Annotated in this window: 18 protein-coding genes and 2 pseudogenes; 8 read left to right on the plus strand and 12 right to left on the minus strand. The window is 64.2% G+C overall.

Annotated elements, in window-relative coordinates; genetic code table 11:
• Nucleotides 1–493: 493 nt before the first annotated feature.
• A complete protein-coding gene (locus F0U63_RS26885) occupies nucleotides 494–2,083 on the plus strand; it encodes an RICIN domain-containing protein (RefSeq protein WP_395833831.1) in 1,590 nt (529 codons plus the stop codon).
• 325 nt (nucleotides 2,084–2,408) lie between these two features.
• On the opposite strand, the gene F0U63_RS26890 is transcribed toward F0U63_RS26885, so the two are convergent.
• The 4 genes from F0U63_RS26890 to F0U63_RS26905 form a co-directional block, all read right to left on the minus strand.
• The gene (locus F0U63_RS26890) at nucleotides 2,409–3,662 is read right to left on the minus strand and encodes an IS701 family transposase (RefSeq protein ID WP_395833833.1); all 1,254 of its coding nucleotides are present in this window, start codon (nucleotides 3,660–3,662) and stop codon (nucleotides 2,409–2,411) included.
• A 655-nt stretch (nucleotides 3,663–4,317) separates the two neighbouring features.
• Nucleotides 4,318–4,773: an immunity 26/phosphotriesterase HocA family protein gene (locus F0U63_RS26895; RefSeq protein ID WP_395833835.1), complete on the minus strand. Its 456-nt coding sequence runs from the start codon at nucleotides 4,771–4,773 to the stop codon at nucleotides 4,318–4,320.
• 2 nt (nucleotides 4,774–4,775) lie between these two features.
• Entirely contained in the window at nucleotides 4,776–5,444 is a 669-nt protein-coding gene (locus F0U63_RS26900) for a hypothetical protein (protein WP_395833837.1), read from the minus strand.
• 441 nt (nucleotides 5,445–5,885) lie between these two features.
• Complete coding sequence (locus F0U63_RS26905; RefSeq protein WP_395833839.1) at nucleotides 5,886–6,293, minus strand: ester cyclase; 408 nt, start codon at nucleotides 6,291–6,293, stop codon at nucleotides 5,886–5,888.
• Between the two features lie 96 nt (nucleotides 6,294–6,389).
• On the opposite strand from F0U63_RS26905, the gene F0U63_RS26910 reads away from it, so the two are divergent.
• Nucleotides 6,390–6,605, plus strand: a complete 216-nt coding sequence (locus F0U63_RS26910; RefSeq protein WP_395833841.1) for a hypothetical protein — start codon at nucleotides 6,390–6,392, stop codon at nucleotides 6,603–6,605.
• 304 nt (nucleotides 6,606–6,909) lie between these two features.
• Here the strand turns inward: F0U63_RS26910 and F0U63_RS26915 are convergent, their stop codons facing one another.
• The 3 genes from F0U63_RS26915 to F0U63_RS26925 form a co-directional block, all read right to left on the minus strand.
• Nucleotides 6,910–8,301 (minus strand): hypothetical protein, encoded by a 1,392-nt coding sequence (locus F0U63_RS26915; RefSeq protein WP_395833843.1) that lies wholly within the window; start codon nucleotides 8,299–8,301, stop codon nucleotides 6,910–6,912.
• Nucleotides 8,302–8,849: 548 nt separating this feature from the next.
• The gene (locus tag F0U63_RS26920; RefSeq protein WP_395833845.1) at nucleotides 8,850–9,764 is read right to left on the minus strand and encodes a transposase; all 915 of its coding nucleotides are present in this window, start codon (nucleotides 9,762–9,764) and stop codon (nucleotides 8,850–8,852) included.
• A 683-nt stretch (nucleotides 9,765–10,447) separates the two neighbouring features.
• Nucleotides 10,448–11,023, minus strand: coding sequence for a TetR/AcrR family transcriptional regulator (locus F0U63_RS26925; RefSeq protein WP_395833847.1), 576 nt, complete (start codon nucleotides 11,021–11,023; stop codon nucleotides 10,448–10,450).
• Nucleotides 11,024–11,167: 144 nt separating this feature from the next.
• Here F0U63_RS26925 and F0U63_RS26930 point away from each other — a divergent pair, with 144 nt between their 5' ends.
• Complete coding sequence (locus F0U63_RS26930) at nucleotides 11,168–12,211, plus strand: aldo/keto reductase (protein ID WP_395833849.1); 1,044 nt, start codon at nucleotides 11,168–11,170, stop codon at nucleotides 12,209–12,211.
• A gap of 260 nt (nucleotides 12,212–12,471) precedes the next feature.
• Here F0U63_RS26930 and F0U63_RS26935 read toward each other — a convergent pair whose 3' ends face one another.
• A complete protein-coding gene (locus F0U63_RS26935; RefSeq protein WP_395833851.1) occupies nucleotides 12,472–13,893 on the minus strand; it encodes a PLP-dependent aminotransferase family protein in 1,422 nt (473 codons plus the stop codon).
• A gap of 102 nt (nucleotides 13,894–13,995) precedes the next feature.
• Here F0U63_RS26935 and F0U63_RS26940 point away from each other — a divergent pair, with 102 nt between their 5' ends.
• Nucleotides 13,996–15,483, plus strand: a complete 1,488-nt coding sequence (locus tag F0U63_RS26940) for a pyridoxal phosphate-dependent decarboxylase family protein (RefSeq protein WP_395833853.1) — start codon at nucleotides 13,996–13,998, stop codon at nucleotides 15,481–15,483.
• Here the strand turns inward: F0U63_RS26940 and F0U63_RS26945 are convergent.
• From F0U63_RS26945 to F0U63_RS26955, 3 genes and pseudogenes are all read right to left on the minus strand, one after another.
• Nucleotides 15,458–15,655: a hypothetical protein gene (locus tag F0U63_RS26945; RefSeq protein WP_395833855.1), complete on the minus strand. Its 198-nt coding sequence runs from the start codon at nucleotides 15,653–15,655 to the stop codon at nucleotides 15,458–15,460. The genes F0U63_RS26940 and F0U63_RS26945 overlap by 26 nt on opposite strands.
• Nucleotide 15,656: 1 nt before the next feature.
• Nucleotides 15,657–16,061, minus strand: a complete 405-nt coding sequence (locus F0U63_RS26950; protein ID WP_395833857.1) for a hypothetical protein — start codon at nucleotides 16,059–16,061, stop codon at nucleotides 15,657–15,659.
• A pseudogene (locus tag F0U63_RS26955) lies at nucleotides 15,985–16,239 on the minus strand (transposase); the annotation flags it as partial. The gene F0U63_RS26950 and the pseudogene F0U63_RS26955, both read right to left, overlap by 77 nt.
• 122 nt (nucleotides 16,240–16,361) lie before the next feature.
• On the opposite strand from F0U63_RS26955, the gene F0U63_RS26960 reads away from it, so the two are divergent.
• From F0U63_RS26960 to F0U63_RS26975, 4 genes are all read left to right on the plus strand, one after another.
• A complete protein-coding gene (locus tag F0U63_RS26960) occupies nucleotides 16,362–17,030 on the plus strand; it encodes a GNAT family N-acetyltransferase (RefSeq protein WP_063725069.1) in 669 nt (222 codons plus the stop codon).
• A gap of 83 nt (nucleotides 17,031–17,113) precedes the next feature.
• The gene (locus F0U63_RS26965; protein ID WP_395833859.1) at nucleotides 17,114–17,785 is read left to right on the plus strand and encodes a hypothetical protein; all 672 of its coding nucleotides are present in this window, start codon (nucleotides 17,114–17,116) and stop codon (nucleotides 17,783–17,785) included.
• Nucleotides 17,773–18,534, plus strand: a complete 762-nt coding sequence (locus tag F0U63_RS26970) for a PIG-L deacetylase family protein (protein ID WP_084738119.1) — start codon at nucleotides 17,773–17,775, stop codon at nucleotides 18,532–18,534. Before F0U63_RS26965 ends, F0U63_RS26970 begins: the two co-directional genes overlap by 13 nt.
• Nucleotides 18,535–18,560: 26 nt before the next feature.
• A complete protein-coding gene (locus tag F0U63_RS26975) occupies nucleotides 18,561–19,085 on the plus strand; it encodes an SAM-dependent methyltransferase (protein ID WP_395848429.1) in 525 nt (174 codons plus the stop codon).
• A gap of 2,023 nt (nucleotides 19,086–21,108) precedes the next feature.
• On the opposite strand, the pseudogene F0U63_RS26980 reads toward F0U63_RS26975, so the two are convergent.
• A pseudogene (locus tag F0U63_RS26980) lies at nucleotides 21,109–21,720 on the minus strand (fibronectin type III domain-containing protein); the annotation flags it as partial.
• Nucleotides 21,721–21,846: the final 126 nt, after the last annotated feature.

Below are 21,846 nucleotides of genomic sequence, written 5' to 3' on the forward strand. Positions count from 1 at the left end.
CTCTGTCCTCGTTTTCATCATGTGCCCTCAGTGTGCCCCTCTGGCGTCTCTAGCCCAGAGCGGCGCGCGGCTGGGGGATGGGACGATCCAGTTCCTGCGCCGCGCTCTCCCGCGCCTCGGGCGACAGGTGCGCGTACCTCATGGTCATCTCGATGGTGGCGTGCCCCCCATCAACTCCTGAATGACCTTGAGGGCCACGCCCCGCGCGGAAGAACGATTCGATGTAAGTTCGAGGCTTCAGCCGGTGACAGTGCGACCTGCTCAAGGTTGTGCTTCCGCCTTGCCATAGCTTCGGTTCTCGCTGCAATCCGTTAAGTACTATACCCGCATCCTGATAGGTGCTGAATGATTGCCTTTAAGTTCGTTGGTTCGCTGACGAAGGCAGTGAACGGAGAGTGCGAAGTGGCGCGTTGTTCCTATTAGCATTGGTCGTGCCTCTACGCACCCAGGCTGGCCGAAACAACTCCATATTCTAAGAGGTTGGGGACTTCTCATGAATCAAAAGCTCAAAGTGCTCACTACTGTGGCTGCATTGTTAGCAGGGCTTGGCACTATCTTAAGTCTTCCGGCTGCCGCCCAAGTTGCTCCTGCGCATGCTGCTGGGCACACGCCGGACGTGTCGCCAGAAGTCCTTTCAGCCATGCAACGAGACCTCAGGCTCTCTGAAGAGCAAGCTCGTCGTCGGTTGGCCTTTGAAGCAAGAGCCCCTGCCCTTGAAGCCAGCCTGCGCAATGAACTGGGAACTAGTTTCGGCGGGGCATGGCTGAATGGGGATGGCAGTCAACTCATTGTCGGCGTCACAGATGCAACCAGTGCAGAACTCGTGCGTCGTGCTGGGGCAGAACCCAAACAGGTTACCTGGAATGCCGAGCAACTTGAGGAGGTGAAGGTAGCACTGGACCGCAGCGCGAAGTGGGCAGACAAGACGATCCGGGCTTGGTACGTCGACCTGACCACCAACAGTGTCGTCGTGGTCTCCGGGGATTCGGCTGTGTCTAAATCTCAAGCTAAGTCTTTCATTACCATCATCGGTGCCAAGGGTAACGCAGTCCGCGTGGAGCCTTCTGCCGAGGAGTTCCGCACGTTTGATGTTCTGCGAGGCGGTGATGCCTACTATCCCGGTAATGGACTCTGCTCGATCGGATTTCCCGTGAATGGAGGCTTCGTCACTGCGGGCCACTGCGGCGGTGTTGGCACATCCACTTTAGGGTTCAATGGTGCCGCCCAAGGCACTGTCCAAGGTTCGTCCTTCCCTGGGAATGATTACGCCTGGGTCCAAGTCAACTCCTCATGGGTGTCTCGCCCGTGGGTGACCAACTATGCAGGTGGCATTGCCTCTGTCCAGGGTTCCCAGGAAGTTCCGGTGGGCAGTTCGGTCTGCCGGTCCGGTGCTACGACCGGTTGGCGCTGCGGCTCGATCCAAGCAAAGAACGCGACGGTCAACTATCCCCAGGGTCTGGTCTATGGCCTCACACGAACCAACGCCTGCGCCGAGCCTGGCGACTCTGGCGGATCCTTTATCTCAGGAACTCAGGCGCAGGGAGTGACCTCGGGCGGTTCGGGAAACTGCACGTATGGGGGGACGACGTTCTTCCAACCTATCAACCCGATCTTAGCGACCTATAAGCTCGCACTCTCGACGGCGGGTTTCATCCAGCCTGGTTACAACGTGCTCACGGCGCTTCACAGCGGTCAGTGCCTCGATGTTCTCGGCGGGAACTCGACCGTTGATGCTAATGTCGTGCAGCATCCGTGTCATTACGGTGGAAATCAGCAGTTCAAGTTCACTCAGGTGGCTCCAGGGTATTACCAAATCACCGCGTTCCACAGTGGTCAGTGCCTGGATGTGCTCTATGGAAACTCAACTGTCGATTCCCCAGTAGTACAGCATCCGTGCTACGGAGGGGCAAACCAACAATTTTCCCTCACCCCTCTAAACCCACCAACCAACAACATCTTCCGTATAACCGCAAGACATAGCGGCCAGTGCCTGGATGTGCTCTTTGGAAATTCGACTGTTGATTCCAAGATTGTACAGCATCCGTGCCATGATGGCGCAAACCAACAGTTCTTGCTCAAGTAGGCTTGTTTCTATTCGTTTTCCTGATGCGGCATCGAATCAAGTGCCCGACAGGGTATCGAATTGGGGCGAGCGACCGTGCGCCTGCCATGCGGCGTCTACTCAGCAGTATGCAGGCGCATAACATCTTGTAAACGTAGAAGCTGCCAAGTAGGGGGGATCATGCGGTTAGCCTAGTACTACAGTTGGACCTGGATTCTGGGGGCCCTGCGGCGGTAGTGACAAAGTTTGGCTACCGCCTGATGGTGGCGCCGCCAGCGACTCCACCCCTGGATGAAGCTCCACGTGGGTCTCACCACCCAGCGGGCCAGACTCCTCAGCAGGCGTCTCACTTCTTGAAGACTGAAGCGGATGAGCAAAGGCCCTGCCGCCGTCGAAACGCTCCCATGCGACTTCTTCGGTGCGGCGGGCCCAGGCGTTTTGGGACTTGGGTCTCCTCCTCGGGTGCATTGGCCGTGGCGCGCGCGGCGGCCAGGAATGCATGTGCCACCAAGCACAACGTCATGTGGCGATACCACCCTCGCCATCGCCTCACTTCATAGTCGTCCAGTCCCACCTCTCCCTTGGCCGACTCGAAACATTCCTCTACCGGCCAGCGTTTACCGGCCGCTTCCACCATGGCCGCCAACGGCGTCGTCACCGGTGCATGCACCAGGTAGAGGGCCACATCGCTCTCCTCCGACAGGCTTCTGCGAAACAGCAGCCATCGCGCCCAGGTCCTCTTCGGCGAATTGAGCTGGACTCGAGCCCAGTCATACATCCGCGGTCCTTTGGCTCCCGCCCCCGCCGACAGCCTCCTCCATTCTGACGTCTTCACCTCCTTCAATACCTCGCCCGCCGTCACGTGGGCCTCCCCGCGCCAGGCGTAGGTATTGGAGGCCACCGCCAGCACATACCGTTGCGACTGGCTCTCCAGAAAGCGTCGCAACTCTCCATCCCGGCCATACACTTCATCTCCCACTACCCACGCCGGGCTCAGCCCTGCGCCCAACGCCCGCTGAAGCATGACTCGCGCCAACTCTGGTTTGGTTTGGAATCGCACCTCCGGGGGGATTCCCGCCTGGCGACAGCGCTCCGGCTCCTCGAACCAGCCCTCGGGCACATACAACTCTCGGTCCACCAGGGTGTGCCCCTTGTCGGTGACGTACGCCAGGAAGACACCTACCTGGCAATTCTCAATCCGGCCCGCCGTGCCGCTGTACTGCCGCGCCACTCCCGCGGACTTGTCCCCCTTCTTCATGAAGCCCGTCTCATCCACCGCCAAGACGCCCCCCTCGCCCAGTCGCCGCCGTGCATACGTCAACACGTCGTCCCGGAGTGCCTCTTCGTCCCACTGCGCTCCATTGAGCAGATGTTGAAAGGCGTAGGGCGTCCGTCGGCCCGCTTCCTCACTCAGGCCCCAGGAGTTCTTGCGCTCCACTCGGGCCAGGAGCCCTTGCAGCAGGGCCTCCGCCGAGGCGCGTGTCTCCGGACGCGCGAAGTGAGGCTGGACCCACTCCCGCACACGACGCCACTCTTCTTCCCATTTCCCGACGAGAACTGCTTCTTCGTTGTCGCTCAAGACGCTCGCGCTGCTCGACATGGCGGCCCCCAGTGGAAAGTGACTTCTCCCATGGGTTGGAACCACGCCACTTCCGACGTCACCCGCTCCCGCGTTTCGCTTCCTCTCCTGGCTCCCCACCAGACAGGTGGGGCCCATCACCCCACTTGCGCAGTTGCGTGGCTCAGGGGCTGTATTATCTCAAGAAGGAAGGGGCCGCAGCGACCCACGAACGAGAGCGGAAGGGAAGTCACCGCAGCGGCAGCAGGTCAGGGAGGCTCTGTCCGCTCCAGGAACTCCAACTGTAGTACTAGGAGCTTATGCCCAACGGGCCTCCGAGCAGGCACCGCGCACTGTGCCTGCTTCTGACTTCCATATCTTTTAATGTCCCCGACGAGCGACGGCTATAATGTGGGCGTATGGGAGAACCCCCGGGCATTCTTCTTCTTCTGCTCATAGAGGGGACCGGAGAGCAGGAAGGAAGCCGCATGTGCCCCCAATGTGCCCCTCCAGTGGGGATAGGATCGAGACGAAGCGGGACGGAGCGGGGGAACGATCCGGTGTGAGCGCAAGGCGTTAGCCGGTAACAACGCAACCTGCTTAGGGTGTTGCTTCCGCCTTGTTGCGGGTTCGATTCCGGCCGCCTCCACGCAGAACAACCCGCCGCTTTGAGCCGCGTCCGCTCCTATGAGCGTGCCTATTTCAGGCGCACCTTCAAGCGCTCCACGTCATCGTTGGGCCGCCCCATGAAGGTGTCGAGCAGGCGTTGCTCGACTCCCACCTCTTCCCAGACAGCCGAGCGCTCAAGTCCGACACACTCCTGGGGCTCCGCGCGCCTCGAATTGCCGACGGTGTCGAAGATCGTGCAGTCGCGGAAGTTCCCAATGTCCTGCATGAACTGGACGATCGGTTGAGAAAACTGCTCCTCCAGCTTTCTCCACCCAATGAGCTCCCATGCCCTCTCCTCCATATGGCGAATCATGATCTTGAAAAGGATAGGCTTGGAGGCAATCCGATCCAGATCGGAATCTGGAGTGTCGGTCCTGTAATCGTAATAGGCATCATGCGGCAGTTTGAGCACCCTGCCGTAACCGAAAGAGCCGTCGGCAAGGGGGATTCTCAAAAACGAGCCCGGTTTGTAAATTCGCGGCATCCCTAGTACCCCGTGTAATGGTGAAGTTGGCCCCACGACTCCGTCGCGGCGGCGTGGAACCTTCTGCCTTGTGGATTTTCTTTCGCCACGCCGCGTACGGCATTCTCGGTGCGATAAGGCTCTCCGGTGTCGGAGCGGGCTCCTCCAAGGGAATCAATCAACTGCTGCTCTCTCCCGCGAATCCGCCAATAAGCGACGTCGACATATCTCTGGCTATAGTCAACGGCGGTGCCGACATCGAATCGATCAGTCTGCGCCAGGCCGAACATGGCGCCACCCGGTTCAGCATTCTCGTCCAGGTGGTGGTTTCTGTCTCGGAGGAGAACCGCCAGTGCGGCCTGAAATTCGAGGGACACAGCAAGATCGACGATCATGCTGGTCCGCCCCGCGTAGTAGTGGTGGGTCATCTTACTGAGCTTCGTGTAGGTGACATAGATGCGCCCCAGCCTCTTGCCGGTGTTCTCGTCGGGTTTCGACCTGGGTGCTGCGCCAGGAGGAGGAACCTGGGCCGGGTATTGACCTTGAACCCACCCCTTCACGTCTCCGAAGTGTGTGCCGTAATACTCGTCCGCAATCTCGATGGGGGTCTTCTCCCCATCCAAGGCCGCATGGGCCGTCAAGCAGACCAGCAACCCGCTGCCCACGGCCGCGACGAACGCGCCCCCCAACACCACCGTCTCCCCTGCGGCACCGCCAGCCCCTACCTCCGCGCCCGCGCCTCCTTCAGGCACCAACCGGAGCACGCCTCGGGGAATGCCGTTCCCCAACCCCTCACCCGACAGCCCCTCCAGGACAGGGGCCGGACTGGGGGAAGGGGAAGCCACGGGCGAAGCCCCCGCCGCCGCGACAAGCACCACGTGAACACCCGCGCGAGCTGAGGAGACCTCCTCCTTCCTGTCTCCGGCCGCCTCGTCACGGGACGGGACATAGGCGCAGCGCCTCTGCTCATCCGCAGCATGACGGACGCTTGGCGCAGCGCCGCCACACCCCATCAGGGCCACGCAGAGCAGCACCAGTGAACAACGCATCACGTAGCACCTCGGGGCGTGGGCTCCTGCCTTGAAGCGTTCGAATCCATGGAATCCCATGAAGGGTCCGGCATGCCCTCGCCGCTACAGCTGCGCCTCGATCGCCGCCTTGTCGATGACGGACCAGACCTCCTCGATCTTCCAGCCACGGAACCTGTAGAACACGTTCTCCGCGAACGTCACCCGGCGGCCGTCGACCGGGAGGCCGAGGAAAGTCCCTTTCGGCGTGCAGTCGAAGTGCAGGCGGCTCGCGACGCAGGGCGGCTCGCAGACCAGCAGGCGAAGATCGAAACGGAGATCCGGGATTTCACGGAAGTCGCGCTCCAGCATGTCTCGATACCCGGCCAGGCCGAGCGGCCGATCGTTGTGGCGCACGTCGTCGTCGACGAACTCGCCCAGACCTGCCAGATCCCGCCGGTTGAGACAGTCGAGGTAACGCCGGTAGAGGGCGGGAAGATCGGGGTCGGTCAAGGTGGTCGCCTCGTCGGGCATGGCGGCACCCTAGCACCAGGCCGCAGCCGGAAAGGACGGCGTCAGCGAGCATGACAGGAAAGCTCGCCTCGCGCGTCGGGCGTGGCCTGCGGAGCGATGAAGGATGGCTTGGCGGACGAACACGGGCGCGAACAGCTCGACGGAGTACGGCACCGCCACCGCGACAGGGGCCTGGACACGCACGAGGAACGGGCCGCCGTACTCGGCGCGAAGCAGGTACACCTCGCCCGGTTGCCGCTGGTCGATGTCACCGGGGGCGCTCAGCGGGAGCGGGGCGCCCTCGGAGTCGAAGAGCTCCACCTCCAGCCGTGAGGGCCCAGCACCCGCATACCCGGCCCGAGCACCTCAAGCGCAGCCCTTGGGTCATGCCTCCACGCGCCAGGCGCTGAGGGAGTTGCGCGAGCAGTATCGGGCCTTCGTCGCGGCGTTCCGCGAGGCGGCAGCTCAGTAGATGCACGGGGACTTTTCGGCCCCCTTTCCTCTCTACTCCTTCCCGCCGCGTGTCGTGCCGAGTCCCCCCACACGAATTCTTTGACCCCCTCTCCGGGCTCACTCGCGCGTTCCCGGCACTGCCTCGCCGAAAGGACAGACTAAAGCTATGTCTAGTTAGAGGCATTTACGTGCGCGCGGGCATAAGCTCGCCTTCCGAAATCACTATGGGCTTCTTTGCGCCCTGACTCCCTCGCTCCTCCGTTGGAGCAATATCAATAAGCCGGAGGTGCGCTGTCCAACCCTCTCCGGGTAGCGGTTGATCTGGAAGGATATAGCGAGGGCCACCGCGCCTGAATACAACATAGAACGCTTCTTTCACCTCGTAAGGAGTACCCTTTAGTCCACTAACGGTGTCCCAAAGTTGGTGAAAGCCATCGATGAGATACTGTTTTGCGCCGACGTTGTACTGTTTTGCCTCTACGTAAAGGTTGAATCTGAATGACGGATCTGTGAGATCGGGCTGAAGTCCTGCCATCATGGGCTTGGATACGGGGGACAAGCCTTGATCAAAAAGCCATAGGGCCAGTTCTGCGGTGAGAACTTCTTCAGCCCTGCGCTTTGCGCCTTTCGCCAGATTATACAGGCGCGTGCGATCATGCCACTGGCACCGATGCTGAAACCGGCTGACAAGTCCGAGCAAAGACTGACGCGTGCCAATTCTGAGGCGGAGATCCTTGTATACGCGCGTCATGTGAAGTTTGAGCGCTCGCGTAGAGTGCTCGACCGCTTCGCGTTCGTCCTTTGACAGCGCACGATCTTCGTAAAGAGCCTCCTCAAGATGGTGCTTGCCGGGCGTCATTAGTCCTTCGTTCAAGTATTCGTTTACCTGGGCGAGCACCTGTGCATCCCGTTCTTGCTTGTCTGCTGGAAGAGGTGCTGGCTCTCGATTAAAATCACGCAGAAGCCGAAGAACTCCATTGAACAAGAGTCCTGGCGATGTCAATTTTTGGTCAACAAAGTTACGATGCGCGTACTGGTGCTGTTGCTGAAAATAGAGCAACTGATGCCGCAATTCATCTATTCTCGACAGCTGTTCTATGGTGCGTGTGGCCGGTTGCTGAGATTGGCTTTCTGTATATTCAAGCTTGTTGAACTTGCCCGTTAATATTCCGAGCAGCTTTTGTGACTTCGTATTGTCCGTTGCCGTGTCCACCCAGATTGACCTGCTGCGTGAGCTATTCGCTATTGTGTCGAAGTTGGCGAGGCTCGCTTCGTATGCGAGCGTTGACCATCCGCTGGCTGGAAACGCCATCGCCGAGTCGTCCTCCTCAGGAACCTGCTTAATAAATTCCTTTTTTAGCGCTACTAAGCGTTGGGTTAAGTCTTGGTCGTGCCGGAGATGTTGAGATACTAGTTCGTCCCCTTCGCGCCGCATGTCGTTAATCAATGCGGCTAGGCGAGGCTCCTCCTGCACGAGCCTCACAAAGCGGCGAAGTTGGCGATGAAATGCGGTGCCTTCTTGCGTGAGGAGAAAATTCCATTGCCTCTCAAGCAGTTCGACTAGATCTTCGAGCATGGTAACTCGTAGTATACCATTGTCCCTTTTGAAGCTTCAACTGAACGCGCGTGGTCTGGTCGCGCAGCTTACTCGCGCGCCGATGAGCTGCCCGCGATGACTTGCATTGGCTCCTGACAAACGAGCTTCCGTTTGGTGAGCTTCCGCCCAGCTGCGAACGGAAGGAACTACACGAAAGGATCCTTCACCAGCGCCCCCGGCTCCCCACGTGGTCAACCCCTGTGTTCCGATGGCCGTTTCGCGCCTTTGCATGAAGATGCTTTCGGAATGGCCTGCTGAGCGCTACCCAAATGTTCCCGAGCTGTGCGCGGCGTTGGAAGGTGCTCTAAAGACGGCGGATGATGACCCTGCGTGGGATGTGCCGCTGTTCGACCCCAACGACGCCCAGCTCGCCACCACGGTTGATGACCCGGAATTGAGGGAACCTAACGAGGTGCTACGCGCCTACAACAGGGCCGGGAGATGGCGCCCACGCCGTGGACAGGTACCCCCGAAGGATGACCCTCCGTCCTCCCAACGGGGCCAGCACGTCGAGCCAGGAGAGGGTGTCAAAGAACTTGAGCAGCACGAGCTGGAGCGACATGCGGCGGGAAGGAGAAGGGCGGGAAGAGCGCCGAGAAGTAGTCCCCTCGACTCCACCAGGCCGCCGCCTCTCGAAATGCCGCGACGAAGGCCCGGTACTGCTCGCGCAGCTCCTTCAACGCCTGCCGCGTGGAGGCATGCCCCAACGGCCTCGGGCTCCTCTTGAGGTGCTCGGGCCGGGTATGCGGGTGCTGCGCCCTCACGGCGCTCTCCCCCAAGACGGGCTTGCCCCGCGATTGAGCCTCGGCTTCCACTTGTTCCACGAGCGCCCGCACCGCTCGCTGCCTCTCCTCCTCCTTCAGTCCTTCCCAGCACGGCAGTGGAGCCACCTCCAACTCCACCGGCTCGGCCCATTCCAGAGCGAAGCGCCCCTCCCCCGCCATGTCCTCGCTTGCGCGTTTGCTCCAGCGCTTCGTCCAGTTGAACCACCGGAACAGCCGCCGTGCGGGCCCCAGCAGTTGCGGCAAGCAGGTGAGACCCGGCCACTCGGCGCTCCTGTCCACCAGCCCCTCTTTCACCCCATGGGCCAGCACGTAGCGCAGCCGGCCCACCAGCGCGGTGTCGTCCAGCACCGGTTCCGCGGAGTAGCGCCGCTCCCAGAAGCCTCCACTCCAATCCACCAACTTCCCCACCTTCTTGGAGAGGTTGGCTCTCAGGTACTGCATGAAGCCGGCGAGCGCGGCCCCTCGTGCCCACACCAACAAGTGGAAGTGATTGGAGGCGAAGGTGAAGGCGTACAGCCGGAGGGTGCCGGCACTCTGTTGGACGGCGCGGGCCAGCACGCCTCCCACCACCTCGTTCACCTCCGCGCTGGGGCGCAGCAACAGTCGCCCCTGAAAGCACCTGGAGGTGACGAAGTAGTAACCCTCCTCTTGGAACATCCTCAGCGGCCAGCCCCTCCCCATCCCCCTGCTTGCGTTCCGCCAGGCCAGATGCACCGTACGCGCCAACTGGCAAGTCCGCGGAAGCATTTGAAGGGGATGGGTTCAACCGTCCACGCCGAGCCTCGTTCTGGTTCGGGTCTCTCGTTTCAAATCCTTTGACTCGACTTTCGCCATTTTTGGGCAGCCGAGAGCCGTAGGTCATGCGGCTCTCGGCCGAGGCCGAGAAGTGGGTTGGGGCAACCGGGCTATACGCTCCAGCCCTCTCCCTCAACACGCCTCCCATCCTTCTTATACGCTCACCGAGTAGTACCAGAGCACCGATCAGGCTGAAAACGCCTGACGAGGTCCAGTCTCGTGGATAGTCCAGTGGTGTGGACGGATCGACAAGAACGAGGGCCTTGTGCTTTGCGTTTCGCGGAGATGAAGGCGGAACGCCATGGACAGCTGGACCCCTGGAGTGAAGAGCAGTGAGAGGGAGACACGACTGCTACGGCTGGTGGGCAAGAGCCGCAAGCTGTTCGTGTTCCTGCGAGAGCATCGCCACGAGATTTTCGACGAGAACTTCCGGAAACAGTGGCCGAGGGAGACGCCATGGGTCGTATCTTCGACGGCGACTCGACGACGGACCGCGCTGACTCCTTCGTCAGGGGCCGCTACGATGCAGGCGGCTCGACAGCCGCTCAGGTCCTGAGACCCGCGATAATCGCCCCGCTCAACCTTCTCGCATTTTCCTGCCAATCCGGGCTTGGAGAAACCGTCGCCACCCCGGTCACCGCACGCACGAGGTCCAACGGGTCGAAATCGCCTCGTATGCATCCGTGCTCGACAGCGCGGTTGAAAAGCATTGTCAGCGCTTCTCCGACATCGGCGCACGATTCATCGTCGCGGTCCAACGATGTCGACAGCAAGGCGCTCGTGGTTTCCGCGACGATCTGCTTGGTGGCGAGGCACTCCACAAACGCCTTCATCCATTCAACGAGTGCATCCACAGGTGCATGGGTGGCAGCGAGTTCGGTGGCAGTGTCGATCAGTCCGCGCGCATCCTCGGCACACACCGCCTCCAGGAGCGCGGCCCGGGTCGGGAAGTGGCGGTAGAGCGTACCGTTCCCCACGCCGGCAGCCTGGGCGATCTCGTCGAGACTCGCGCCGGCCCCCTTTTCCGCAAGCACGCGCTTGGCCTCCTTAAGGATCAGGGCACGGTTGCGCTGGCCATCAGCGCGCGCCTTTCGTGGCGCAGGCGGGACAATGTCGGGCATCGGTAGAAAATATCCTTGATAAGCGGAGTGTCACTCCCTTAATAAGCGGAGTGCGGCCCCGGTTCGCTGAATGTAGCGCGATGGGGGTGCGTTCGCAAACGGCGCGAGGCGTGAGGGCCCGGGCCCATTTGGAGGAATCTGACGATGCGTTACAAATATCTGGGACGGTCGGGCCTTCGCGTGTCGAACATGTCGTTGGGGACAGGCAACTTCGGGACCGCGTGGGGGCATGGTGCAAGCCCAGCCGACGCGAAAGCGATGTACGATCACTATCGCGGCGCGGGCGGAAACTTCATCGACACTTCCACCAATTATCAGTTCGGCGAGGCCGAGGTCTACCTCGCGGACATGATCGCATCCGACCGCGACGATGTCGTGCTGGCGACCAAGTACACGACTGGAACCACGGCGGACAGCAGTCTGCAACTGACCGGCAACGGCAGGAAGTCGATGATCCAATCGGTCGAGGCGAGCCTGCGGCGCTTGAAGACCGATCGCATCGATCTGTTGTGGGCGCACGCTTCCGACAATGCCACGCCGATCGAGGAGATCCTGCGGGCGTTCGACGATCTCGTCCGGTCGGGCAAGGTGCTGTATGTCGGCCTGAGCAACTTCCCGGCCTGGCGGATCGCGGCCGGTGCGACCGTGGCCAGCTTGCGCGGGTGGGCGCCGCTTGCGGCGATACAACTCGAATATAGCCTGGTCGAACGCGCGGCTGAGCGCGATCTCCTGCCCATGGCCGAAGCCTTCGGGATCGGCGTCCTCGGCTATTCGCCGCTCGGCGGCGGCATGTTGACCGGCAAGTATCGGCGCGGCGAGAGCGGCAGGGCGCAGACGTTCCTGAGCGTCTTCGTGCATAAGGAAGACGATGGAAACAAGAACGCGATCCTTGATGTCGTCCAGGGGATCGCCGATGACGCGGGCGTGACACCTGGAGAGGTCGCAATCCGTTGGTCGATGACCAAGGGAGTCATCCCTATCGTCGGCCCAAGAACAACGGAGCAGTTGATCACGAACCTGAGGGCTGCCGAGCTCGAGCTGAGCGCAGAGCAGATCGAGCGGTTGGACAAGGTCAGTGCCATCCCGCTCGGCTATCCCCACAAGTTCAGGAAAGACCCGTTCGTCAACCAGTCCATTACCGGAGGCAGGGCCGAATCGCTGGACGCCCCGTCGCACTTCGTTCTGTGATGAGATGACGAGCGACCCCACATGCTAGCGGCGCTGCTATTCCAGGTCACGTACGCATGAACTGCTGGCGGGGTCGGCCCATCTACCGCTCCCGCCACGGAGCGTGAATCATCTCCCCGCCGTCTCGGCGCTCCATGCGTGCGTGATCTGGTCCGCCCCCGTGAGTGAAATACCCGGGCTCGCGGATGAAACACCGTGAGACACTTCCGCGGACACCTGCTCGCCAGTGAGGGGGTCGAAAAATTAGTTCTTCGACACCTTCACGCGCCTGTCCGCTGGAGCGCCGTCGCCAGCTCGGCCAACCGGCTCAGCCCCCGCTCGAGCGGTGCGGTCCAACGGTTTCCGCAGTTGAGCCGGATGTAGTTCCGATACCCGCCGCTGGCGGAGAAGAGAACGCCCGGGGAGATGGAGATGCCCTCCTCCAGCGCCCGGCGGTACAGCTCCACGGAATCCACTCGCTTCGGCAACTCGACCCAGAGCACGAAGCCCCCTCGGGGCTGGGTGAGCCGCGTGCCCTCGGGGAAGCTGGACAGGATCAAGCGCGAGAACCGCTCCATCTGCAGCGAACAGTGCAGCCGGAGATCCCCGAGGTGCCGTTCGTATTCCCTCGAGGCCAGGTAGCTCGCCATCACGTGTTGCGCGAGCGAGCCACACCCCATCGTCGAGGAGAGCTGAAGCGCCTTCACCTTCTCGAGGTACCGGCCCGGCGCGAGCCACCCCACCCGGAGTCCCGGCGAGACGGTCTTGGAGAAGGAGGAGCAGGTCAGCACGCACCCCTGCGTGTCGAACGCCTTCAGCGGCTTGGGGCGGCTCCCCTGGAACGACAGCTCCGCATAGATGTCGTCCTCGATGAGCGGGACGTCGTACCGGGAGAAGAGCTCGACGAGCGCGGCCTTTTTCTCGTCGCTCATCAGCGCCCCCATGGGGTTGCTGAAGTTGGGGATGAAGAGGCCCGCCGAGATGTCGAACTTCCGGAGTGCCTCCTCCACTCGCTCCAGGGCGACGCCATCGGTCGAGTGCGCGGGCACTTCGACGACCCGGAGCTGGAGCTGCTGGAGCGCCTGGAGGATACCGAAGTACTGGGGTGACTCGATGAGGACCGTGTCCCCCGGCGAGCAGGTCGACCGCAGCGCCAGCCCGAGGGCCTCCATCGCGCCGTTGGTCGCGACGAGCTCGGAGGGCTCCACGAAGCAGCCAGACCTCTCGAGCCGGCGAGAGATCTGCCGGCGGTACTCGAAGTGGCCCGGAGGCAACTCGTACGTGCCCACCAGACGCGGCTGTTCCCGGACCACGCGGCGCGTGAACCGGTTGAGGGATTCACAGGGGTAGAGCTCCGCCGCGAGGCACGCGGCGCCCAGCTGGATCCACCCCTGTTCCCTCGCCGACTCGAAGACGCTCGAGACCATCTCCGGAACGGAGACCTCCTTCGGGAGGGACAGACGCAGTCTCGGCGTCGTGACTCCGGACGGCGTGCGCGGGCCCAGCACGTAGAAACCGGACTGCGGCCTGGCGACGATGAGGCCCCTGTCCTCGAGGAGCTCGAACGCGCGGACCACGGTGTTCAGTCCCACCTTCTTGAGGCGGCTCATCTCGCGGACGGAGTCGAGCCGTTCCCCGGGCCCGACCAGGCCACTGGAGATCTGCACTTCGAGCTCGGCGGCCAGACGCTCGTATTTCTTCATGGCGCTCCGAACTGTATCTCACGAAACCCGGATTTCTGCCTCTGTATCTCTCACGAGGGTGCCACTACCTTGCCCGCGGATGTGAGCCCCTCGGGAGACAACATGAACCTGGACTTCGATCTGCAACGCTTCCGCCGGCTGCTGGAGCTCTCCAGCGAGCAGGTGCTCTCGCTGTACGGGTCACTCGGCGAGAGAAAGGTCACCCACGCCAGTAGCCCCCAACTGATTGCAGACAGGTTCTCCGGGCCGCTCCCCGCCGAGGGACGCGAGCCCGAGGAGCTCCTCGCGCGAGATATCCCGTTCATCATCGGGCACTCGACGCTCAACATCAGCCCGAGGTTCTTCGCCTACGTGATGTCCGGAGGCAGCCAGGTCGGAATCCTCGCCGAGCTCCTCGGCGCCGCGCTGAACGTGAACCATGCGAAGTGGCACCTCGCCTCCGCGGCAGCGGAGATCGAACGCGCGGTCATCCGGTGGTTGTCGGAGTTCATCGGCTACCGCGCCGACGCGGGGGGCGCGCTGGTGAGCGGAGGCAGCGAAGCGAACCTGTACTGCCTCCGTGTCGCGAGGGACGAGAAAGCGCCGGGCGTGCGCGAGGACGGGTGCCGCTCCGCTCCTCCCCTGACGCTCTACGCGTCGACCGAGACGCACTCCTGCATCACGAAGTCCGTGGAGATGCTCGGGATTGGCAGCCGGCACCTGCGGAAGGTCCCGGTCGATTCCCGCTTCCGGGTCGATGTGCGAAAGCTGGAGGAACACATCACCCAGGACCTGAAGGCGGGCCTGCAGCCCTTCTGCATCATCGGCAACGCGGGGACCGTCAACTCCGGGGCGGTGGACGACCTCGACACGCTGGCGGACGTGGCCTCGCGGTACGGGCTCTGGTTCCACGTGGATGGTGCCTATGGGGCCGCCGCGGCGGCAGTGGACCCCACGAGCGAGATGTTCCGGGGGCTCGAGAGAGCGGACTCGGTCGCCCTGGATCCCCACAAATGGCTCCAGGTGCCGTTCGAGGCCGGCTGTGCACTGGTCAGGGACTGGGCCAGCATCCGACGCTCATTCAGCTACGCCGCACCCTACCTGCGAGCGAAGAGCGACAGCGCGGAGAAATGGGATTGGATGAGCCACACGTTCCAACTGTCACGCGGCTTCCGCGCGCTCAAGGTCTGGATGCAGTTCCAGGTCTATGGAAGCCGGAAGCTCAAGGCGGTGATCGAGGAGAACGTGTTGCTCATGCGGCGACTCGGGGCGGAGATCGACCGGGCACACGACTTCGAGCGGATGGCGCCGGTGCCACTGTCCATCGTGTGCTTCCGATACGTCCCCGCCCATGGGCCCTCGTTGACCGACGACGAGCTGGACCGGCTGAATGACCGGCTCCTCGAGGAGTGCGAACGGCGCGGAGAGTTCTTCCTGACCGGAACGAAACTGAACGGTCGCACGGCCCTTCGGGCGTGCCTCATCAACCACCGCACGACCGAGGCCGAGACGCTGGGCCTGCTCGCCCACCTCCGCACCCTGGGGGAAGAACTCACGGGCGCCCCAGGGCCGGAGCGAGGTGCGGTCAGTCGTTCCGGTTCTGCGCGGTGATGTCACCCGGGAGCGGGGTGTCGCGGTTCGAGCCCAACCTCAACCGCGCCATGGCATCCCCCATCCAGTTGGGGGCGTCCGAGTACTGCGTCAGGGCATTGGCGACGTCACCCGGGTTCTTCTTGTCCATCTTCGCCACGTAGTCGCGGGCGCGCTGGGACAGCTGCGTCATCTTACATCTCCTCGACGTCGCCCTCCACGCCCTTCATGAACAGGGAGAACTTCTGCTTCGAGTAGTCCTCCTTGCCATGGGCGTCGATGTGGCGCTCGTAGTTGAGCTCGTGTCCATTGGAGCGCTTGAGCTCCAGCGAGGCGTCCTTCGAGCCATCAGGATGGGTCGTCTCGACGATGGAGGAGTTGCTCTCGGGGACGACGTCCACGGATCCCTTGAGGGGCCCCAGCACCGCCTCCAGCGTGGACTTCGAGCTGAGGTCCAGCTTCTCGAGCTTCGCCGCGCCGGAGACGCCGTTTCCATCCTTGAAGGGAAGCTCACCCGAGGAGGCGTACTTGTCGAAGGCGGCGCGCCCGTCCTTGCTGGAGAGGTCGAACTCCGCGGTGTGGAGCTTGTAGTGGGTCATCGACGTCGTGCCCGAGAGGGAGACCGAGGCCGGCCCCGCGCACCCAGTTGCGCAGGGCCGACTCAGTCAAGTCCAAGTCCTTGGCCACCTGGGGCAGGCTCTTGCTGCCCTCGCGCACCAGCCGGACCGCCTCGGCCCTGAACTCCGCGTTGAAGCTCCGCCTCTTTCTTCTCTCCATGGACACTACCTCCCGTGTAGCCGACTTACGAGGTATGTCCACAAAAGCGGATCAGGCCCAGTCCGGTTTTTCCTGTGGGCTCGACATTGAGTCGAAAGGGCAATGACCCGACAATCCAGTCCATGTCCACCCAGGTCCCTCCCACCCCGCCTCGTCCCTCGCGCTCGTCTCAGCGGATTCGTCCCTACCAGGCAGAAGACTGGGACGCGGTGTACGACATCTGTGTGCGCACGGGCGCCATGGGAGAGGACGCGCGGGGCCTGCTCGCCGACGCCTCCTTGTTGCCGGACATCTACGCCGGTCCCTACCTGACCTTCGAGCCGAACCTGGCCTTCGTGGTCGAGGACGCGGGCCGCGTGGTGGGGTACACGCTGGGGACCGCCAACACCGCGGCGTTCATCGAGACGTGGCGTGAGCGATGGTTGCCGCGCGTGGCCTCGCGCTACCCACCCCCCGTGGAGCCGACCCGCACCACCGACGAGTGGTTGGTCTCCACGCTGCACCATCCCGAGCGAATGCTCACCCCCGAGATCGCCCCCTATCCGGCGCACCTGCACCTGGACCTGCTGCCCGAGGCGCGGGGAGGGGGGAACGGCCGACGACTCCTCGAGGCCTTCTTCCTCGCGGCGGCCGCGGCGGGAGCCCACTCCGTGCACATGGGAACGAACGCCCAGGCGGCGCCCTTCTTCGCGCGGATGGGGTTCGCGCGGCTCCCGGAGGCGGACCACAACAACCTCGTCTTCTTCCACGGCCTCACGGGGCCGCTGCCCTCCGCGAGAGCCGGCACTTGAGCCGGCCGGCACTCGCGCCACTTGAGGAAGGCAGGCCCGTATCCTGTACTCACCCTGCGCGACATGAACCGGGTCCGCTGACGATGATCTATCTCCTCCTGCTGCTCACTGGGGTCAGTGCCCTCTATCTGATGAACCTGACGGCCTGGGACGCCGAGGAGCGTCAGTGCCTCGTGGCGGTGGCGATGAAGCAGGCGGGCGTGCGCGTGACGAAGGAGGGGTGGCACGCGGTGGGAATGGCGTCCTCGGCCAGCGTGGACGTGCTCTTCGAGGGCGCGGTGGGCACGCGCGTGGGCCCGCCGGGCGGCTACACGGCGCGGCCGGGTTTCTGGCAGGGCGGCGCGGGCATCGCCGCGTGCTGGTATGGCGCGGCGGCGGCGGTGGGCGAGACGCTGCGCGCGCACTGTGCCCGGCGCGAGGAGCCCCACGCCCGCGCGCACCTGGGCGCGGTGGACACCGCCCTCGGTGGAGCGCGGGCGCTGTTGCGTGAGGCCGCGGCGTGGATCGATGCGCATCCCCGGGAGGATGCGTCGCTCGTCGCCTGGCGGGCGCGAGCCGGGGTGGAGGCCGCGGCGGAGCTCGTGCTGCGGCACACGGGCCGGGCCGTGGGCGCGGGTCCCTACTGTCGGGACGCGCGGGTGGCCCGGCGGATGGCGGACCTGCCGGTGTTCTTGCGCCAGAGCCACGCGGAGCGGGACCTGGAGGCCCTGGCGGGACTCGTGGTGAAGGAAGGAGCGGGTGGATGGAGCCTGTGAATTCGCGGCGCATCTTCGACGAGGGCACCTCGGCTCGGGACTGGGAGGCCTGGAGTGGCCTGGACGTCCTGCCTTCCCTGGAGCCCGCCCTGCTGGTGCCCGAGGGCCGGCGTGCCGTCATCGTCGCGCCCCATCCGGATGACGAGGTGCTCGGGACCGGAGGGCTGCTCGCGCGGCTTGGCCGGCTCGGGCGGGACGTGTTGGTTCTCGCCGTCACGGATGGGACGGCGAGCCATCCGGGGTCCACCTCCTGGCCGGTGGAGCGGCTCGCGCGGACGCGGCCCCGGGAGACGCAGGAGGCGCTGCACCGGCTCGGGCTGGGCGGGGCGCGGGTGGAGCGGGTGGGGATTCCCGATGGCGCCGTCACCGAGAACGAGGAGCGGCTGGTGGAGTGGTTGGGCGCGCGGCTTCGTCCGGACGACGTGGTGCTGGCCACGTGGCGCCTGGATGGACACCCGGACCATGAGGCGGTGGGGCGGGCGGCGTCGCGGGCGTGTGCGGCGTTGGACGGCCGCTGCGTGGAGTTCCCCATCTGGATGTGGCACTGGGCCCGGCCCGGAGACACGCGGGTGCCCTGGTCCCGGGCGCGGCGCATCGAGTTGGACGAGGCCACGCTCGCGCTCAAGCGCCGGGCCATGGAGGCGTACGTGAGCCAGTTGGAGCCGGATTCCACCACGGGAAACCCGCCCATCGTGCCCCCTTACGCGCTCGAGCGGTTGATGCGGCCCTTCGAGGTGGTGTTCACATGAGCGTGCCCATGGCGCACTTCGAGCGCATGTACGCCGACAGCGAGGACCCCTGGGAGTACCGGCGGCGCTGGTACGAGCGGCGCAAGCGGGCGCTGACGTTGGCGATGTTGCCGCATGCCCGCTATGCGCGTGCGTTCGAGCCGGGGTGTTCGATTGGCGAGCTGAGCGCGGAGCTGGCGGCGCGCTGTGACGCCCTGCTGGTGAGTGACGGCAGCGAGGCGGCGGTGCGCGTGGCCCGGAGGCGCCTGGCGCCCTGGCCGCATGTGCGGGTGGAGCAGCGGCTGCTGCCGGACGCGTGGCCCGAGGGGACCTTCGAGCTCGTCTCACTGCACCGGCTCGAACGACCACTGGCTGCTGGTGTTGGAGGCGGGGATGTTGTCCGCGTACTCCGCGTAGCCGAGCTTGTCCTCGATGTGGACGTAGGCGTTGGGCTGCCAGCGGTTGCGGAACCGCTTGTAATAATCCCTGGACGTCTTCCAGGGTCCACTGGCTGCTCGCCCGCTACCAGGTCTTCGCCGCGGCGAGCGCCTCGTCGAAATCCAGGCCGTTGACTGGCATCACCGCGAGCCAGTTGATGGGCCCCACGACGTCGAAGACGAGGCCCTTGCCTCCGGTGGCCTCGACGATGCCGACTCCCGCCGTGTTGCCCGCGCCGACGCCGTAGACGATGCCCGCGCCCGCGAGCTCCACGCTCGCGAGGCCCGCGCCGAAGGTGTTGTCTCCCACGGACGCCGCCACGTGGTACCGGCCATCGGGAACCTGGAGCCGGAACTTCCCTCCGGTCGTCTGCACGAAGCTGGCGAGGCGCGGATCCTTGGTGCCGTTGCGGTCGCCCCGGGTCAGAAGACCGGCCGCGCCCTGCCAGCCCCAACCACGGGCCGCGTCGAAGGCGGAGTCGTCGGCCACCGCCCAGCCCGCCACCGCCGACGGTCCCGGAGGCTGGAAGTTCAGGGCGAAGAGCTCCCGGGTCGCGTTCGCAATGACCTCGAGGGCTGCCTGGGCGTCGACCTGCCCGACCTTCGCGTGGATCGTCGTGCCTCCCTCTGAGAGTCCCTGCACCGTGCCGCTGGTCACCGTGGCAATGGACGAACTGTCGGAGCTCCAGGTGGCCTCGCAGGTGACGTCGCGGGTGAATACGTCGGCGCCGCGGTGGAAGGAGCCGACGGCCGTGTAGCGTGCCGGCATTCCGCGGAGTGCCTTGAGCGCCGATGCTGGCTGAATCTTCAGCGCGTCGAGTACGACGTCACCGGCCATCGGCACCACTTCGAGCTCCAGGGCTCCGACCAGCCCGCGCCGGGTGAGCGAGTCGGTGTAGCTCGCCTGCAGCCGGGCCCGGCCCGGATTGATTGCCCGGAAGGTGCCACCCTCGTCCACGGTCGCCACCTCCGGGTCGAGCGAGCTGAACGTGACCCCCGACGTGGCGACGAACGAGCTTCCGTCCTGGAACACCGCCGTCACCTGCAGCTTGCCGGTCGTGTTCGTCTCGACCGAGGCCTTGGGCGCCTTCACGTCGATGCGCCGCAACAGGCGAGGGGGTCTCGAATCGAGCCGGTAGACGAAGACATTCGTGTCGACGGTATTGACCACCACGAAGACGTTCAAGCCTGGCACGTAGCGGAACCGCCCGAAGGTCCCGTTCATGTTGGCCGGTCCGGGCACCACCGTGCCCAGTGCCGGATGCTTCGTCCAGACGCGGGTGTCGATGTCCAGCGTGTAGATGTCCCCTCCTCCCTTCCACGCCACGATGCGATCGTTCACCGGATCGTAGTCGACGCCGGGATTGCCACCGTCTTCAATCTCCCTGTCGCCCGTCGTCGCGAGCCGCACGTGCTTCGGAACGAACTTCCCCAGCGCGTCGATGCTCCAGGTCTCGGTGAAGCCCTGACCCACCGCGACGTACAGCTTGCGCCGGGGGTCGACGACCGCGTTCCGGTAATAGCCAAAGCCATCCGTCTCACCGCGGAGGGTCCACTTGCCGGTGGCCGGGTCCCAGAACGACATCGCCCCTCCGCCGGCGTGGTACCAGAGGACGCGGGTGCCGGGGTCGTAGGCACAGTTGGCGCCGGTGCGCATTCCGAGCTGGGGAAGGTCGGGGTGATTCTCCCAGCGGTTCGTGTCGAGGTTGAGCGCCGTCTGCGGCCAGCCATCCCAGCCGACCGCGAGGAACCGGTCGAAGGGCGGAGGCAGGTACTCGAGCCCATCGTAGGTGTGGGTGGCGCAGTTGACCCCCAACGACCGGGAGGGACACTCATCTCCCTGTTTGACGGGGTCCGGGTCGGTCAGGCGCAGCCACGCGCCCGTGCGCAGATCGAAGCCGTAGATTTCGTTGCCGAAGTAGCCGTTGTGGCCGCCGCCGGTGATGTAGAGCCGGTCGCGCTGGGTGTCCAAGGCACCGCTCGACCAGTCGTTCATGATTCCGCTGATGCCCTCGCCCCAAGCGAGCCACTGATACTTATCGGGCGTCGGCTTCAGGGCCGCGGCCCGCAGGTTCGAAGCCGGGAACTCGTACCAGTGTCCCGCCGCCAGCCCGGAGAGTGCATCCGGCTGGGGATTCGGGATGGTCACCGTCACCGGGTTCGACGGGACACTTTCTCCCCCGTCGTCGGTGAGCGCGGTGACGGTGTACGTGTACGTCTCGCCCGGGACGGCCGGGCGGTGGGTGAAGGACGACCGATCGACCTGTCCGACCTGCGCCGCGCCCAGCAGCACGCGGTAGCGCTTGACCGAGGCATCCGGCAACGGCTCCCACGCCAGTGAGACTTCGAAGGAGGAGACGCTTGCCGCGGCGAGCTTCGTCGGCGAGGCGGGGCGCGCCGGCCTCGGACCGCACGCGCTGACACCGGCGTCGAACCCCGCGTCAGCGCCGGCGTCGGCTCGCCCGACAACTCCGCCGTCATCTGTTCCATTGCCCGAGCCGGTGCAGCCGGCTGAGGCCAGAACCAACACACTGACGACAAGGGTTCGAACGAGCGGTCGAAGCAGCATGCGCGTGTGCAGTCCTACGGTGCTCTCTTCCATCCTCGATAGTTTTCGTGAGCGAGTGTCTCTGTTTTTGTGGGGCATCTGCAGTCTCAGTGTGACTTCTGTAGTACGGCGGTCATCAGGCGCCCGCTGCGACCTGTGGAGCATGCACAGGCCTGCAACGCCAGCCAGTGCCTGCCTCGCGCAACAACCGGGTGGCTCCATGGGGTGTCATCCCTCTTGGCGCATTTGTATCAGACTGATATATAAGGGACAGGAGGTCACCGTGGCCAGAGAGAACACGTGCCAGCTCGCCATCCTGGGGATGCTGTGCCGGGAACCCATGAGCGG

Origin of the sequence: Cystobacter fuscus (assembly GCF_044360685.1) — a bacterium.
GTDB classification, from domain to species: Bacteria; Myxococcota; Myxococcia; order Myxococcales; family Myxococcaceae; genus Cystobacter; species Cystobacter fuscus_C.